Genomic DNA, 14942 nt, shown 5'->3' on the forward strand with positions numbered 1-14942 from the left:
AACCATTGGAAGGGATTAATGAGGATGTATGAACAGAATTGTCATCATGAAAAGTGCGTCGCAAAAATTGGCTTATGTAGCGACCAATAAAAAATATTTAGACATGTCAGTCTCTGATGTCGCTGCGGATTGGGAAAAGAATTACCGAAATGCGCAGCCTAAACAAATTAAAAATGAAAAACATATCTTACAAATGGCACGTGCGGGCGACTTTACCGTGGAGTTGGGGGCACTCATTGAACCGGTGATTCATGAGCAGAATAAAGCCAGAAAAGCGGTGATTGCTTCTCTTATTGATGCCGGGTGGACTGTGCTGAATCAATAGCGGGTCGTGTGCCAGAATAGCGCACAGTACCAGTACCAGTCTCAGGAAAAGGGCGATGTATTCGCCCTTTTTGCCGTTTAGCGGATTGCTGCGCGACTTATCCCTGCCAAGCGACCAAAATCACACCCGCCGTGATCAACATAATACCCAACCAGTTAATGTTGCTCAGTTGTTCCCCTAATATCGCTACGCTGAAAATAGCCACCAACACCACGCTGAGTTTATCAACAGGGGCGACTTGTGCCGCTTGTCCAAGGTGCATGGCGCGAAAGTAACAAAGCCATGACGCGCCAGTCGCCAAGCCAGACAGCACCAAAAAGGTTAAACCGCGACCAGAAAGGGCGCTGAGAGGTTGGAACTGTTTCGTGAAATAAGCAATGCCACCAACAAGCACAAGGATGACGCAGGTGCGAATAAAGGTCGCGAAATCAGAATTGATATTATTGACGCCCAACTTGGTTAATACAGCGGTCATCGCCGCAAATACCGCAGAAAGTAAAGCCCAGAACAACCAAGATGTGTTCAGCATGTTTCGCTCCGAAAAAAAGATAGCCCGTGATGATAAGCATATTAATGAGACGCATCCGTAATGATGCAAAAACAGCGGCGCAGTATACCTAGCGCGACTATTGACGTCGTTGCTATCAGAGTAAAGCTGTGTAAATCCGGCAGAAAAGGAGAGAGGGTTACGTTAGGGGTATCGATGAATGCGCGCGGTTGTTTGAAAGCGGGAAAAGCGGCCTTTGAAGCGCCTCGCACTTATGTAACGTGAGCAAGCAAGGTCGCTATCAGTCTGGCACATTGATGCTATTCCTTTGATTTTATTGAATGAGAACATCATGGCAAGCTTTCTAACTGACTGTATCATCGTTGCTAATCCCGCCATTGGGGATGTCCCTAAATTTAAGCCTATCGCAAACCGACTGGTTTATATCGTTGAGCACAACAAAGACGGTGCGGTGGGCGTGTCGCTCAATAACAACTACATTAAACCGTTTAATGAGATTGCGGACGTGTTGCCGGTATTAAAAGCCGTTGATCCCGCAGCGCTTCTTAATGACAAACTGTTTGGCGGTGGCCCGTTATTTACGGATCGTGCGTGGATTTTAGGGAAAAACAAGACGAAATACAGCGAAACACTGGGCAATGATCACCTAGCGCTGAACTTCTCACTGCAAGCCTTTGCTGAGAACCTACCAGAGCACCTTTCTTCTTGCGGCATTGGCACGTTTGGCTGGGGGGCTGGGCAACTGGAAAAAGAGCTGGGGGCACAACTTTGGCACTATTTCCCCGCAGAGCAGGAATTTTTGAGTGCGATCCCGCTAGAGGGATCTTACAAAGGTGCGGTTGATATTCTGCTTCAAATGAAAGGCTAATGCCTTTGTGTCCAACCTATCATGTTTATGGATGGGTTATCTATTGAATCAGCCTCTGCGTGCAGAGGCTGATTTTTATGTGTTTATCAATTGTAAGTGATGGTTTATTACCTTGAGGTTCATCGAAAGCTGAATAAGGGGGCCACCGTGTAAGAGGTGGGGGTATGGTATAAATCGGCTCCTATCAATTGCGTGTAAGGAAAAGCGTGGTAGAAAAGGGAGTTACCACTCTGATTAATAAGGACATTAAGCAATGAAATGCCCAGGTTGCAAAAGCAAGATTGATGAAAATAAGGCACGAGAAGACGCTGATGGTGAGGACAAAGCACGGTGTCCGGCCTGTAAAGTGTTATTGAAAGAAGACCCGAATGCGGGAAGGCTACTCAATATCGGCTTCTTTACTTGGCTTGCGGGTACCGTAGGGAAATCATTTGTTGAGGGCACACCTGAAGTGATGATGTTATTGAATATCCCTGTTCTCATCGGTTTGGCGATGATCGCAGCGTGGTTTTTGCGCGGAAAATGGTTGGTGGCATAGTCCGTGTCAACAAACCGTAACAATCGCGATGGTGTTTCGCCTCATAGATCCGGTATGATGCCGTTTAACAGCGAAGGCGCTGTTTTTTATGGGTTTTATTTGGTTTTTTATAAGAGATCGTCAAGATGGCTAATTTTACAGAATATAAAGTGGTTCACATTGTGGAAGGCGGTTGTGGCACCCTATTGTTTGGTGCAAGCGGTTTACCAATCCAGAAGATGGAAGCAGAACTGAACAAGTATGCACAAGATGGTTGGCAGTTGGCGTTTCAAGCGGTAGAAAGTAAGCGTTACATGTTGTTTTGGCAGCGTGAAGCGGTGATCATCACGCTGGGTCGTTAATCTTGTTTAAGGCCACATCGCTGACATTGATCCGCTATTACCAAGGTAAGGGCGGATCAAAAGTCCTTTTTAATATTGAGTGTAATTTTGAACCATCATGTTCAGAGTACACCAAGCAGTGCATTATCAAATACGGGGCAATCAAAGGTTGGCAGTTGGGGCTTGCTCGCATACGTCGCTGTAATCAGCCCGATTTGGTGGAAAAAATTCGAGATGAGGTGCCGTAATGTCACGATCTGAGTCAATGGAAGCGTTAGAGGAAAAGGAAGAGCAACTGCGTTTTTTGGTGGCGGCTTTGCCGGATAAACAGCGCAAACAATACTTCGCTGAGCAGTCTAAACAGCTGAAAGATCCTGACACTTACGCGGCGCTCAATTGGTTGTTTCTTGGCGGCTTTCATCACCTTTACCTGCGTAAATATTCGATTTTTGCCGTAGAGTTTACGCTGCTGATTATCGCCATTATTGCCTTGGTGATGGGGGTTATCTACGCCGTGGTGATTTTGATTGCTATCTCGCTGTATGAACTGCCGCAGCTGTTCTTTTCCCAGAGGATTGCCCGCCAGTATAACTACAATCTGTCGATGCAGATTTATCAGGATGTGAAGGCCGAGGCCACGATAGGACGATAAGACAAAGTATCTACTTTTGAGAGAGAAAAGCCTACAGTGATGTAGGCTCTCTTGATTGGATTCGGTTAGAACTTATAACCAGCTTGCAAAGCCATAACCACACCGTCTGTACCGGCATTGTCAATGAAGTGCAGGCCGGCATCGATGGTAAAGTTGCTAGCGAATACGTAACCACCTTTCACCGATAGTCCCATTTCTGTTACTGAATCGCTAACGCTGACATAACGGTTCCAAACGCGCGCTTCAGTCTTTGTATTGTTTAAACCCGCAGCAAAACGGAAATTTTTTTCAGTTTCATAGCCAAGGCCAAATGCTAGCATTGAAGCTGAAATTTCAGCATTTAGACCTAAGTATGGGTTAGAGCCACTGCCTTCACCAACGGTGGGAATGTAGTCGGCGAAAATGAACATGCCATTGCCCCAAGTGTATGTCGCACCTAGCACAACGCCTGTTGTTTCTTGGTCATACATTGCATCCAACACATCAGCACTGTCGCCACCAAGCATAGAGATACCACCACTGATACCAAACCCAGATGTATTTTCTGCTGCATAAAGATGAGTAGAAGCAGACATTGCGCAAATCGTAGCTAAAGCAATAATGTGTTTTTTCATAAAAAGCTCAAAATAATCGTTTTATTGATGTTGTTGGAACATGCTGCTGACTTGGCAATATTACCTATTGAGCGCCAGCGGCGGAGGAACATAGTAAAAGTTGAGCTTTTTCACTATTTACATAGCAATTATATTGTTTGTAATTCTCGTCAAAATGTTGATTTTATTTGATAAGTTTAAAATTCTTTAGAGTGGGGTAAGGGGGGGGCGTTGGGTGACTGACAGGCAGTATTTGTGAAGTATGCCTGTCATAGTCATTATTCCGAGGTGTCTTTCACGGGCGCTTGCTGAACTTTCGGCGTCACAGGCGACAGTGCAAAGCTGATCGCGCCCATTGGGCAGGCGGTTCGGCATTGGCCGCAGCCGTTGCATTTGTCTTTGATCACTTCTGGGCGTTTTTCATTCAGATCTATCGCCTGTTGCGGGCAGTCCGCGGCGCACATGTCGCAGTAGCCGTAGAGCATGCGACGGCATGATCCGCTGAATACCGGGATCATCCCTGTTGAGTGACAGGTGTTGCTCAATGCCAAGGTTGGGCAAGCGCGTTGGCATTCCCCGCAGTCGGTGCAGTAATTACAGTCCAGATGCAGTTCTGGTTTGCCATTGATCATGCTGATCACATGTTGCGGACACGCTTTTTCACATGCCCCGCAGCCGTCACACAGTGTGATCAATAAGGTTTCATCCACCGCTGTCGGTGGGCGAGCGACCAGACGAGTGAACGGTTCTACCACGGCCTGCTGGTGGGTTTTCTTGGCACCAGACAGTAAGCCGCGGAATAATCCTCGACGGCTGATCTGCTTATGCTCCATGACAGCTTGATAGTATTTTTCGTTTTTTTCCGTCATGGTTTAGCGGTACAAACGTACGATACGGTAATCGGCTTTGGTCAGTTGCGCTAACTGGCGCAGGGTACCTTCTGCTGCCAAACTCATGCCTTTGTAAAAGTCAGTGGTCGCTTCATCACGCATGATGTGCAGCATACGCGGTGCCCACGGTAATACGTGCTCGGTCAAAAACTTCTCTAACGCGCACAAAATCGGTGACGGTTGATCGTCAGCAATGTCTTGTTGCAGCGCCATTTCACATAGATGTGCAATAAAGCAGAAAATCAGGCCGATGTGATCATCAGGCTCGTGCTCGCCTGTATCTATTTCTACACCAAATTGTAGATAGAATTGTTTAATGGCGGCTGTCGGTGCACCAAACAAGGTTTGTTCTTCTGTCAGGTACACGGATGCCCACGGTGCCGCTTTTAATGCGTTAGGACCGATGAACAGATCGGCAAAATCCTGCTGGATCGCTGCCATGTTGGGCTGGGTGCCAAGTAGAGCTAAGCCTTGTGCCAGAGAATCGTTATCCACATCCAACGGCCACTGCGCAATCAACGATTCTTGGTAAATCGGGTCGATGAAATCCGCGCTAGGGGCTTGGTGAAACGCCTGATAGAAGAAACGGCTCACTAGCGATAAACCGGCTAGAGTGTGAAATTGTTGCTCTGTCATAAAAAACTCGAAATTCGTAATGCGAAAAAGGAAGGCTAATCGCTCAGCCTTCCTGCAGGTACGGATAAATAACCGCGTACTTATCCGTACGAGTGATGATTACATGCCTGCGCTTGCGCTGATGTACACATCGTAGAAGAACGCGCGGCCCATGAACTCTGAAACCAGTACCAGCACAAAGCTCGCAATTGCTACGTGGATGGCTTTGTTACAACCTTTCATTGCCGCCACAAGCCATACCAGTAGACCCAACATCAACAGACCTACACGCATCATCGCGAGGCGGAAAGAGTAATCCACCACCTCAAACGGGTTAAGTTGAATGTTCAACTGGCCCAGCCATACCAAGTATGCTGCGTAACCCATTAGGGTTGCGGTACCGAAGATCGCCGCACCCATTGCCAGCGCGCGATCAGCGTTTGCGGCTACCTCGCCCATGCTGGTGGATTGTGCACGCAGCATGATAGCAGCTGCGATAGGGCCAACCACACCGGCGGTCATCAGGAACTGGAATGCGGTGAACGGGGTATTCCACGTTGGGACGGTCACTAGCGTGTACACGTTCGCAATCGCCATGATGAAGACAATACCCAGCGCCATGGTCACAGGTAGCAGGACTTTACGAATGGCTGGCATGATGTCCAGCAAACGCATACCGGCGTACGCAACAGCAGCGCCGCCGAACAGGCTCAGGCCAACGATTTCAAGGCTTAGCGCACTGCCGTGTGCCAGACCAAACATTACGTTGAACATACGGAACGGCTGACCAAGGTGTGTTACCGATGCGATAGCACCGACACCAAGCAGTACAAATACCGCCATGAAGCTGCGCGTCATCGCTTTGTTGTTGGGTTTGAAGAACAGCTCAATCAGGCCAAGTGCGATGAACATACCGACAGCACTTTGTGCTAGTACGGTAAAGAAGACTAATGATAACTGGCTCATGCACCCACCTCCGTTGGGTTCTGGATCGATCCTTTCTTATCGCCAGTCAGCTTGCTGTTAGAGCAAGTGCTGATAATAAGGTTAGGGCTGGTTAAACGTGGATCCGGCAATGGCGCGATATCCGCACGGTCACCAAATTTTGCACGTAGTTCTTCGATTGGACCGAAATCAATCGCACGAAGAGGACATGATTCCACACACACAGGATCCTGACCGGTGCCGATACGCTCGTAACAGCCATCACACTTGGTCATGTGCTTCTTTTCTGGGTTGTACTGTGGTGCGCCGTAAGGACACGCCATTTCACAGTAGCGACAACCCACACACACGTCTTCGTTCACGACCACAAGGCCGTCTTCTTCGCGCTTGTGCATCGCACCGGTTGGGCACGCTTTGGTACACGCTGGATTGCTACAATGGTTACAGCTGATTGACATGTAGTACGCGAATACGTCGTTAGAGAACGTACCGTCTTCATGTTGCATCCAGTCACCGCCAGCGTATTCGTAGACACGACGCCAGTTTACGCCAACAGGGAGATCGCTTTTGTCTTTACAAGACACCTGACACGTTTTGCAACCCGTACATTTACTGGTATCAACGTGGAAACCGTATTGAGTCATTTGTTATTTTCCTTACGCTTTAGCAACTTCAACAAGAATGGTGTGCTGTGCGTTACCTTTCGATAACGGCGTTGCACGTTGTGACGTTAGCGAGTTGATACAACCGCCTTGGTCTACGCCTTTCTTATCAGGGCTATACCAAGCACCTTGGCCCAGTGCTGTTACGCCCGGCATGATGCGCGGAGTGACTTTAATTGCCACGCGGATTTCACCACGGTCGTTGAAGACCTTCACGAAATCACCGCTCTTCAGGTTGCGTTTCGCCGCATCCATCGGGTTCATCCAAATACCGTCGAACACCACTTCACGTAGCCATGGAATGTTGTGATACGTTGAGTGCGTACGGCCTTTGGTGTGGTAACCGAACAGTTGCAGCGGGAACTGCTCTGTTTTCGGGTCCAAATGGCTTTCCCATGTCGTCACGTACTGTGGCAGCGGCGTGATCACGTCACCGTCTTTGATATCCCACTCTTTGGCGATGGTTTCCAGCTTGGTCGAATAAATCTCGATACGGCCAGAAGGCGTGCCGACTGGGTTGGCTTCTGGGTCTTTACGGAAATCTTCCAGCGCGATGCGGCCTTCTTTCGGTGCCACAATGGTGTAAGGGCCGTTTTTACGCAGATCGTCCAGCGAAGGAATGTTTGGATCTTTCTTCATGCGCTCGGTGTACAAGTACTCCAGCCACTGATCACGGCTACGGCCTTCTGTGTACGCATCGTATAGGTCAAAGCGCTTAGACAGTTCCGCACACATTTGGTATGCGCTGCGGGTTTCGTACAGCGGTTCGATAGCACGTACCAGCGGCCACAAGCCAGCCATTGAGCCTGATGCGTAACCGTCAGAGCTCACTTCGTTGTTCTCAATGGTGGTGACATCTGGCAGTAGCAGGTCAGCGTAACGGGCTGACGCGGTCATGTGGTTGTCACAGACCACGATGAATTCAGCCAGTGACTCATCTTTGATGATTTCTGCTTGACGGTTCAGATCTGAATGCTGATTCATCAACACGTTGCCGGAGTAAGCCAAGATGAATTTAATTGGCGTACGCATACGCTCATCACCTTGAATACCATCCGTTTTGTCCGTCATTTCTTTATGGCGCCAAATCGCATCGCTCCACTTAAAGAACGGGACTTTGATTTTTACAGGATTCGTGCCTGATGGGATCACTGGCGCAGGGTAGCCGAAGTTGGCTGGCATATCACCGGTGTTCGTGCCCGGCAGACCAATGTTACCGGTCAGGATTGGTAGCATCACGATGGCACGCGAAGCCTGCTCGCCGTTTGCTTGACGTTGAATACCGGTACCTTGCGTGATAAAGCACGGTTTCGCTGTACCAATTTCACGTGCAAGCTGCATGATTTTCTTCGCTGGAATACCGGTGATATCGGCCGCCCACTCAGGGGTTTTCTCAATACCGTCAGGGCCTTGACCGAGAATGTGTGCCTTGTAGTGACCGTTTTTCGGTGCGCTAGCCGGAAGGGTTTTTTCATCATAGCCTTGGCAGTATTTGTCCAGGAAGGCTTGGTCAACCAGGTTTTCCGTGATCAGTACGTGCGCAATACCTTCAACCAGAGCCGCATCGGTGCCCGGACGGATCGGCAGCCATTCATCTTCTTTACCCAACATGGTGTCGGTGTAACGCGGGTCGATAATAATGGTACGTACGTTATTCTTACGCTGCGCGTTAACGTGCTCGTGGATTTCACCGCCGCCGCTCATGCGGGTTTCTGCCGGGTTGTACCCGAACATCACCAACAATTTCGCATTTTCAATTTCAGAGGTGTAAGAGCCATTAGCTGCGGCTTTTTTATTGCCGTAGGTAAACGGCAGGGCAAATTGGATCTGACCCCAGCTGTAGTTACCGTAGTAATCGAGGAAGCCACCCATCATATTGAACAGGCGCTTGAAGCAGTCTTTGCCGTCAGTACGGTAACCTTGTGTCCCCGAACCGTAAGTAATGAAGATCGACTCATTACCGTATTCTTTGATGGTGTACTTTAGCTTGTCCGCCATCAAATCCATTGCTTCATCCCAGCTGATGCGCTCGAAGCGGCCTTCGCCACGTTCGCCCACACGCTTCATTGGGTACTTCAGACGGTCAGGGTTGTAAACGCGGTGCTTAATGGAGCGGCCACGCAGACAGGCACGTGCTTGGTGTGAACCAAACTCACTGTCATCACCACGGTTGTCGGTTTCAATTTGTGTGATCACACCGTCTTTGGTGTGAACGCGTAGCGCACAACGGCTACCACAGTTCACCATACAGGCAGACCAAACGGTTTTCGTCTCACCGTCTTGGGTGGCAACGGTCTCTGCTGCAGCGGCTTTTAAAGGTAGTCCCATGCCAACTGCGGCCGTTGTGCCGCCGACAGCCGCACCCCATTTCATGAAGGTTCGGCGCTTCATTGGCGACAAGATTGCTTCGTTAATCCAGCTTTTCATAGGATTCCCATAATGAATGAATATTTATATTTTTGATTTTTTATGCTCACAAAGAGGGTGTAAAAAAAGTCATAAAATGACAGTTTTCAACAAACCTATTCTAAGAGGGAATGTAATGGGCGAGGAAACGAAATTAAATGATTAAAAGCATTTTTGGCGATCGTTTTGTGACGCAATCAAAAACAAGTTGTTCATTAATCTTCATGATGTGAAACATTCAATCACAGCTGTGTCTTCGTGTTTCAGGGTGGTTCTATTGTGAGCAATGTCACTTTTTGTCTAAATGTGACAGGGTTGGTGGTTTAAAAGATATCTCAATACAAGAAATGAATAAATGCTGCATGATTGAGAGGAAGGGGGACGCAGCGCCTACGTCGGTCTGTTCATATCTTTTCATTTTGAAGCTGTGTTTTCTTACATTTTGTTGACTGATGAAAAGGGCGGCGGGTGATCAAAAAAGCTAGCGCCTGTGGCGCTAGCTTTTTTATGTCTTCTACTGAGTGTTTTAACAGAAATGCTATATTTCTTTGATACCGCAGACTAACTTTCGCAGACAAACCATGCGCTGGCTGGGGCGGTAATAAAGGCTTTGTCATGCCAGTTTATTTGTTCCCAAACAGGGGCGGTACGAATGTCCCCTTTGATCTTTTCGCGGGTCAGCACTTTCACCAAACCCTCTTTTACGCTGAAAACCTGTCCGCGGTAGGTATAGCCAAGTGCGTTGGTTTTGCTTTGATCGTAATAGCACACCGTGGTGCCAATATTGGAGTAAATATATTGGCTCTCATTGCTCCACGGTTTAGGCGCAGCCGCGGGCTGTGGGGTGTTATGCAACGGCGTATCGACGGTAGTGTTTGGCACCAATTGTCTATGGGCGGTATACGGTTGATAACCCAGAATTTGTGCCGCTTCTCGCCATTCGCTATCAAGCGTATAGGCGTTTTCATTCAATCGCAGCGTGACAAAGGGGCCGTCTAAACACAAGTCTGCCCACAAATCCGTGCTGGATATACGTGCCGAGAACAAGGGCATTTCATTGACGGTGTTGGGATTGGCGACACACCATGTGGCGGTTTTTTGGTGGATCAAGCTACCGTTGTTGGCATCACACACCCGTTTGGCCAAGGTGTGGTATTCCGCGATGTCACGCTGAGCATTGTCTTCCCCCGTTGAGCAATACCGGTAAGCAAAGGCGTAAGTATCTTTGGGGTAAAACGTGCCTTTATCGACAATCGCCCCATTACGGCGAGTGTCATTGAGGTCGATAAAGCTTTGGGTGGAGTCGAGCATGCTGTAATCCCCAGCACGCCGAGGTTCATCGGGGGTGCTGCTACAGCCAAAGAGCAGGGGGGTAAAAAGGGCTGAGAGCGTGTATTTGACAATGAGAGACTGAGACATATTACACCTAGTTATCACGTCTTTGCATAGTACTCAATCTACGACTAGCTGCCGTTGCTAGTGATATCTTCCTTAATGCGTATTTGAGACGGGGATGGGGTTCAAAAATCAAGATGGGTATAAGTATATCGGGTTTCGTCTAGTCTGCAGGTATGCCTGATGAGACACGGCACGTGTGAGATCATCAGATTGGGGGAGAGATCGCGCTTTGGCGGTGATATTTTAATCACGCTTCATCATATTGGAACAAATAGAGGAGAGTGATGTGCGGACCCGCAGGTTCCATTTCCGTAAGTTCCGTATTGCGGACCCGCACAAAGAAGGTAAACGTGATATGGCGTCAGTCTTGATGACTATTAGCTGACTACTGACTTAATGGCAGACTGGCACCCAGTAGCGCAAAGACAGCGCCACAACCACGGTTAAAGCGTTGGCCACTTTTTTCTAGCCAAGGGCGCAGTTGGTGTGCAATGCACGCCACCATGAACTCCACACAAAATTCCACGGCCGCAAATGTCCCCGCTAGAATCACGAACTGTAGCCATAGCGGTTGTTCTGTGTTCATGAACTGCGGCAAGAATGCACCAAAGAACAGTAACACTTTGGGATTGGAAATGGCGGCTAGCATACCTTGACGATACCGTGCAGTGTTGCCTTTATCGTCGACATGGGCATCCTGATTAAGCTGAATTCCTGGTGAGCGCCAAAGCTGAATGCCTAAGTAAATCAGGTATGCACCCCCGAGCCATTTGAATACTGTCAGCATATGGGATGAGGCCATCATGAGTGAGCCGATGCCAAACATGGACAGGGCAATCACCAAGATAAACCCAGAGACACCGCCACAGATGGTGGCGAGTACTTTCTTACGTCCATACATCGCCCCATGACTGAGTGCCAGCATGCCATTGGGTCCCGGTGCACATGCCAAGCCAGTCACCGCAAAAAGGTAAAGAAACCAAGCTTCAAGAGACATTGAAGAAGCCTTAATAAAAAGAGGAAGTTGAATTGGCAGGAAGTATAGGGCGCACAGGGGATAATTCTGAGATCTAATTTGGACCAAGTTTGGTAAAATCTGGACATTTCCTGCTAGTGTCGAGTCTTCTGTCATGACTGTTTCCTTAACCTCTACCGCGGCCTCAGCGTTAACGTCAAGCGTTCAGCCAGATGTGCGTTTTCTGTTGCTACCGATGCCGCAGTTCAATTTGCTGCCGTTGGGTGGGTTTCTCGATAAATTACGTTTCTCTGCTGATGAAGAAGATCACAGCCAGCAAAAATATTGCAGTTGGACTATCGCGGGTGAAAAAGCCGGGGCGTTACTTTCCAGTAGTGGTGTGACAATTGATGTGCCGGCAGGGCTGGATGAGGTCACATTGGAACACTATGACTACGTGGTGGTATTTGGTGGCCGCAGTGCGCAAGCGTGTATCGCACAAGCGCCCACCTATAAAGCGTTTTTGCGTCGCGCCGCCGCAAAGGGCTTGACGTTGGTCAGTGTGGATAATGCGACGTTTTTGTTTGCTGCTCTTGGCTTGTTGCAGCAACGTAAGGTGGCAGTGCATTGGCGGCATGTTCCAGAATTTGAACAGGCTTTCCCTGATGTCACCGTACAACCGGAACAGCTCTTTTGCATTGATGGTAAGCGGATAAGCTGTGTCGGTGGTGCAGCCACGATTGAACTGGCGGTAGCGTTAGTGTCTCGTCATTGTGGCTATAATAAGGCGGTGAAAGGCTTGGCAGATATGCTGGTGGATACTGTTCGCCCTTCACAACACGCGATTCAATCGTTTGATGATGTGATGGCGGCGCGTTCAGACAGCAGCCGACATGTGCAGCGAGCGATTGTGTTGATGCACCATTATTTACATCAGAAACAAACGGCCGCTCAGCTTGCTGCAGAATTAGGGGTCTGTCGACGTCAGTTAGATCGGCTGTTTATGACGGAATTTTCTATCACGGTCAGTCAGTATTGGCTGGCAATGCGCATGGATCACGCGCGTTGGCGCTTACGTCATTCTTCGCATAGGCTGAATGATATTGCAGAAGAGGTCGGCTTTTCGGATGTCAATTATTTCTGCAAAGTCTTTAAGCAACAAGTCGGTTTTACGCCTCGGCAATATATCGCTGATTATTCCAAATAATATATAAGGCTGAGTGATGATATCAAAGTATTTATCGCTATTTTTTCATTGTGTTTTTAATTTTATGATTTATTTACTGCGGTTAATGCGCGTTTTTGTTTTGCAGATTCGACAGCGATAAATAGAGGAGTAAAACAGTTTTTGAATGAAATTTCGTTTCACTCTGTACGCTTCAATGTGTTTGCAGCACTTCATGGTGGATTCCTTAATGAGCATTTTTCATGCAAAGGGCTGCTGATGTCGTCAGTGGTGCTTGGATGCGCGATGTGCTTGTAGGGGAGGTTTACAAAATCATACACATATAGACCGACGGGCAATCAGGCATTGTGTATGTATAGTCATGGGGGGCAATATAGGCAAATATAAACGGTGAATATTAGGGGGAAGAATAGAACAATGTGATAGAAGGAGAAAATGCCGTAAAACTGATGTTTCTATTATTTACACGGAATGAAGGTTAATACTATCAGCTCATTTTTTGTCGAGAGCCAATCGAGCGCGATCATTAGTTAGGGATCGGTTCATTTGCCCCTGTTAATACTGCGGATATTATCTGTGTTTGGCAATGACTTCATTATTTCGAGCATGAAGCCATTGCTGTGGTTACGATAGGTTACCAAATAGGCCAGTCAGCCGCGTCCACGGAATCTAAATTACCATCATGGTTATTCCCGCCCCATTTCCGAATAAAATCCCCTTTAGGGTCGAACTGCTCTGTCTGCTTTTGCAGATTGAAGTGACGCTGAGGAACAGGATCCGCACCGACGCCAGCAAGGTATTGCCAATTGCCCCAGTTTGATGCGGTATCGTAATCCAGCAAGTGTTGTTCAAAGTAGCCCGCGCCATAACGCCAATCGACACTGAGTTCATTCACGAGGCAGCTGGCGACGATTTGTCGTCCACGGTTAGACATATAGCCCGTTTGTTTTAGTTGATTCATTAGTGCATTCACCAAGGGGTAAGGGGTGTTTCCCTCACACCAGCGACGAAACCGTTCCGGATAAAAGGCAGTGTGAGGACCGTGATTTTTCAGTCCTTTAAATGCGAACAGCTTCGTACCGTGGCAATGGGCATACCACTGAAAATATTCACGCCAGAGTAATTCAAATTTTATCCAGCCCGTTGAATCATTCGCTCCCACGTCCTGCTCGAAGGTGGCAAGATGATCAAGGATATAGCGAGGTGAAAGGCAACCTAATGCCAACCAGGGGGAAAACTTGGTTGAGTTATCCCATCCATCCAGCGCGTTACGGGTTTCTTTGTAGCGACGAGGGTGCGAAGAGGCAAAATAGGCCGTCACTTGTTGTTGGGCGGCGGTTTCACCGCCGGTAAAGTCGTTGGCAGTCGTCGATTTTAAGATCGGCGACAACACATCAAATTGATGGCTATGATGAGGCCGCGGTGGCAGAGAAGACAGCGGCTCGCTTGAGGGTTCTATCGGTAAATCTTCCACCTGCTTACGAAACTGAGAAAACGTGACCGGTAAATCATGCAGTGAAAAAGGCAATTCAGTGCGGTCAAACAGCGTATGGGTTGCTACTTGTTTGAATGGCAAATAGGGATAGCGCCCTTTCAGCGTTTGCCACACCCGTTGTTCATAGATTCCGGCACTTTCACTGCTATAGATAGCCGCAATATTATGTTGGGTGATCAACGCAGGGAGAATATTGAGCGGGTGCTCAAGCAAAATATGCAGGTATTGTTTGCGCTGCGCCAGTTGCTCAGACAGATCTTGCAATGACTGCAGAAGAAACTGCATACGGGGTTGGCCGAGTGTATTGATGCAATAAGGGAGACTGTTAGCCCGTTCACACGGTAAACAATAGACACAAATCAGGTGATCCATTTCGGAGGCAGCTAGCATGAGTGCAGTGTTGTCGTGAAGGCGAAGATCATGTTGGAAAAGAAACAAACCTGTGGCCATTGTGCGTCCTTCATCTATGAATGCCGTAGCTTAACTATAGGAAAGATTGACAATGAAAGCGTGACTTAGCGTTAAAAACGCGCAGAGACTGCGCGTTTTGTGAAAGGGGATAAGGATTGTATGGCTACGATGAGGA

General features: G+C 48.2%; 17 protein-coding genes. 7 read left to right on the top strand and 10 right to left on the bottom strand.

Annotation, left to right across the window (positions count from 1 at the left end; all coding sequences use genetic code 11):
- The first annotated feature begins 28 nt into the window (after positions 1-28).
- Positions 29-325, top strand: coding sequence for a hypothetical protein (locus L4C36_RS07750; protein WP_428477225.1), 297 nt, complete (start codon positions 29-31; stop codon positions 323-325).
- 97 nt (positions 326-422) lie between these two features.
- On the opposite strand, the gene L4C36_RS07755 is transcribed toward L4C36_RS07750, so the two are convergent.
- Complete coding sequence (locus L4C36_RS07755; protein ID WP_428477226.1) at positions 423-854, bottom strand: EamA family transporter; 432 nt, start codon at positions 852-854, stop codon at positions 423-425.
- A gap of 310 nt (positions 855-1164) precedes the next feature.
- Between L4C36_RS07755 and L4C36_RS07760 the strand changes: the two genes are divergently transcribed.
- The 5 genes from L4C36_RS07760 (at position 1165) to L4C36_RS07780 (ending at position 3211) form a co-directional block, all read left to right on the top strand.
- Complete coding sequence (locus L4C36_RS07760; RefSeq protein ID WP_428477227.1) at positions 1165-1701, top strand: YqgE/AlgH family protein; 537 nt, start codon at positions 1165-1167, stop codon at positions 1699-1701.
- 253 nt (positions 1702-1954) lie between these two features.
- Positions 1955-2239, top strand: coding sequence for a hypothetical protein (locus L4C36_RS07765; protein WP_428477228.1), 285 nt, complete (start codon positions 1955-1957; stop codon positions 2237-2239).
- Between the two features lie 125 nt (positions 2240-2364).
- Positions 2365-2580: a DUF4177 domain-containing protein gene (locus L4C36_RS07770; RefSeq protein ID WP_428477229.1), complete on the top strand. Its 216-nt coding sequence runs from the start codon at positions 2365-2367 to the stop codon at positions 2578-2580.
- 2 nt (positions 2581-2582) lie between these two features.
- Positions 2583-2807 (top strand): membrane protein insertion efficiency factor YidD, encoded by a 225-nt coding sequence (gene yidD / locus L4C36_RS07775; protein ID WP_428477230.1) that lies wholly within the window; start codon positions 2583-2585, stop codon positions 2805-2807.
- On the top strand, positions 2807-3211 hold the full coding sequence (locus tag L4C36_RS07780) for a hypothetical protein (RefSeq protein ID WP_428477231.1): 405 nt from the start codon (positions 2807-2809) through the stop codon (positions 3209-3211). The genes yidD and L4C36_RS07780 overlap by 1 nt, the downstream gene beginning before the upstream one ends.
- Before the next feature lie 65 nt (positions 3212-3276).
- On the opposite strand, the gene L4C36_RS07785 is transcribed toward L4C36_RS07780, so the two are convergent.
- From L4C36_RS07785 to L4C36_RS07820, 8 genes are all read right to left on the bottom strand, one after another.
- A complete protein-coding gene (locus tag L4C36_RS07785; protein WP_428477232.1) occupies positions 3277-3825 on the bottom strand; it encodes an outer membrane beta-barrel protein in 549 nt (182 codons plus the stop codon).
- 257 nt (positions 3826-4082) lie between these two features.
- Complete coding sequence (locus L4C36_RS07790; RefSeq protein WP_428477233.1) at positions 4083-4673, bottom strand: 4Fe-4S binding protein; 591 nt, start codon at positions 4671-4673, stop codon at positions 4083-4085.
- A 3-nt stretch (positions 4674-4676) separates the two neighbouring features.
- Positions 4677-5330, bottom strand: a complete 654-nt coding sequence (locus tag L4C36_RS07795; RefSeq protein ID WP_428477234.1) for a TorD/DmsD family molecular chaperone — start codon at positions 5328-5330, stop codon at positions 4677-4679.
- A 99-nt stretch (positions 5331-5429) separates the two neighbouring features.
- The gene (locus tag L4C36_RS07800) at positions 5430-6275 is read right to left on the bottom strand and encodes a dimethyl sulfoxide reductase anchor subunit family protein (RefSeq protein WP_428477235.1); all 846 of its coding nucleotides are present in this window, start codon (positions 6273-6275) and stop codon (positions 5430-5432) included.
- Entirely contained in the window at positions 6272-6898 is a 627-nt protein-coding gene (locus tag L4C36_RS07805; protein ID WP_428477236.1) for a DMSO/selenate family reductase complex B subunit, read from the bottom strand. Before L4C36_RS07805 ends, L4C36_RS07800 begins: the two co-directional genes overlap by 4 nt.
- A 12-nt stretch (positions 6899-6910) precedes the next feature.
- The gene (locus tag L4C36_RS07810; RefSeq protein WP_428477237.1) at positions 6911-9343 is read right to left on the bottom strand and encodes a DMSO/selenate family reductase complex A subunit; all 2433 of its coding nucleotides are present in this window, start codon (positions 9341-9343) and stop codon (positions 6911-6913) included.
- Positions 9344-9883: 540 nt separating this feature from the next.
- The gene (locus L4C36_RS07815) at positions 9884-10741 is read right to left on the bottom strand and encodes a hypothetical protein (RefSeq protein WP_428477238.1); all 858 of its coding nucleotides are present in this window, start codon (positions 10739-10741) and stop codon (positions 9884-9886) included.
- Between the two features lie 364 nt (positions 10742-11105).
- On the bottom strand, positions 11106-11717 hold the full coding sequence (locus L4C36_RS07820; RefSeq protein ID WP_428477239.1) for a LysE family translocator: 612 nt from the start codon (positions 11715-11717) through the stop codon (positions 11106-11108).
- Between the two features lie 133 nt (positions 11718-11850).
- Between L4C36_RS07820 and L4C36_RS07825 the strand changes: the two genes are divergently transcribed.
- Positions 11851-12882: a GlxA family transcriptional regulator gene (locus tag L4C36_RS07825; RefSeq protein WP_428477240.1), complete on the top strand. Its 1032-nt coding sequence runs from the start codon at positions 11851-11853 to the stop codon at positions 12880-12882.
- A gap of 613 nt (positions 12883-13495) precedes the next feature.
- Here the strand turns inward: L4C36_RS07825 and L4C36_RS07830 are convergent.
- Positions 13496-14806, bottom strand: coding sequence for a DASH family cryptochrome (locus L4C36_RS07830; RefSeq protein ID WP_428477241.1), 1311 nt, complete (start codon positions 14804-14806; stop codon positions 13496-13498).
- Between the last annotated feature and the right edge of the window lie 136 nt (positions 14807-14942).

This window comes from Photobacterium japonica, assembly GCF_050337005.1.
Taxonomy (GTDB): domain Bacteria; phylum Pseudomonadota; class Gammaproteobacteria; order Enterobacterales; family Vibrionaceae; genus Photobacterium; species Photobacterium japonica.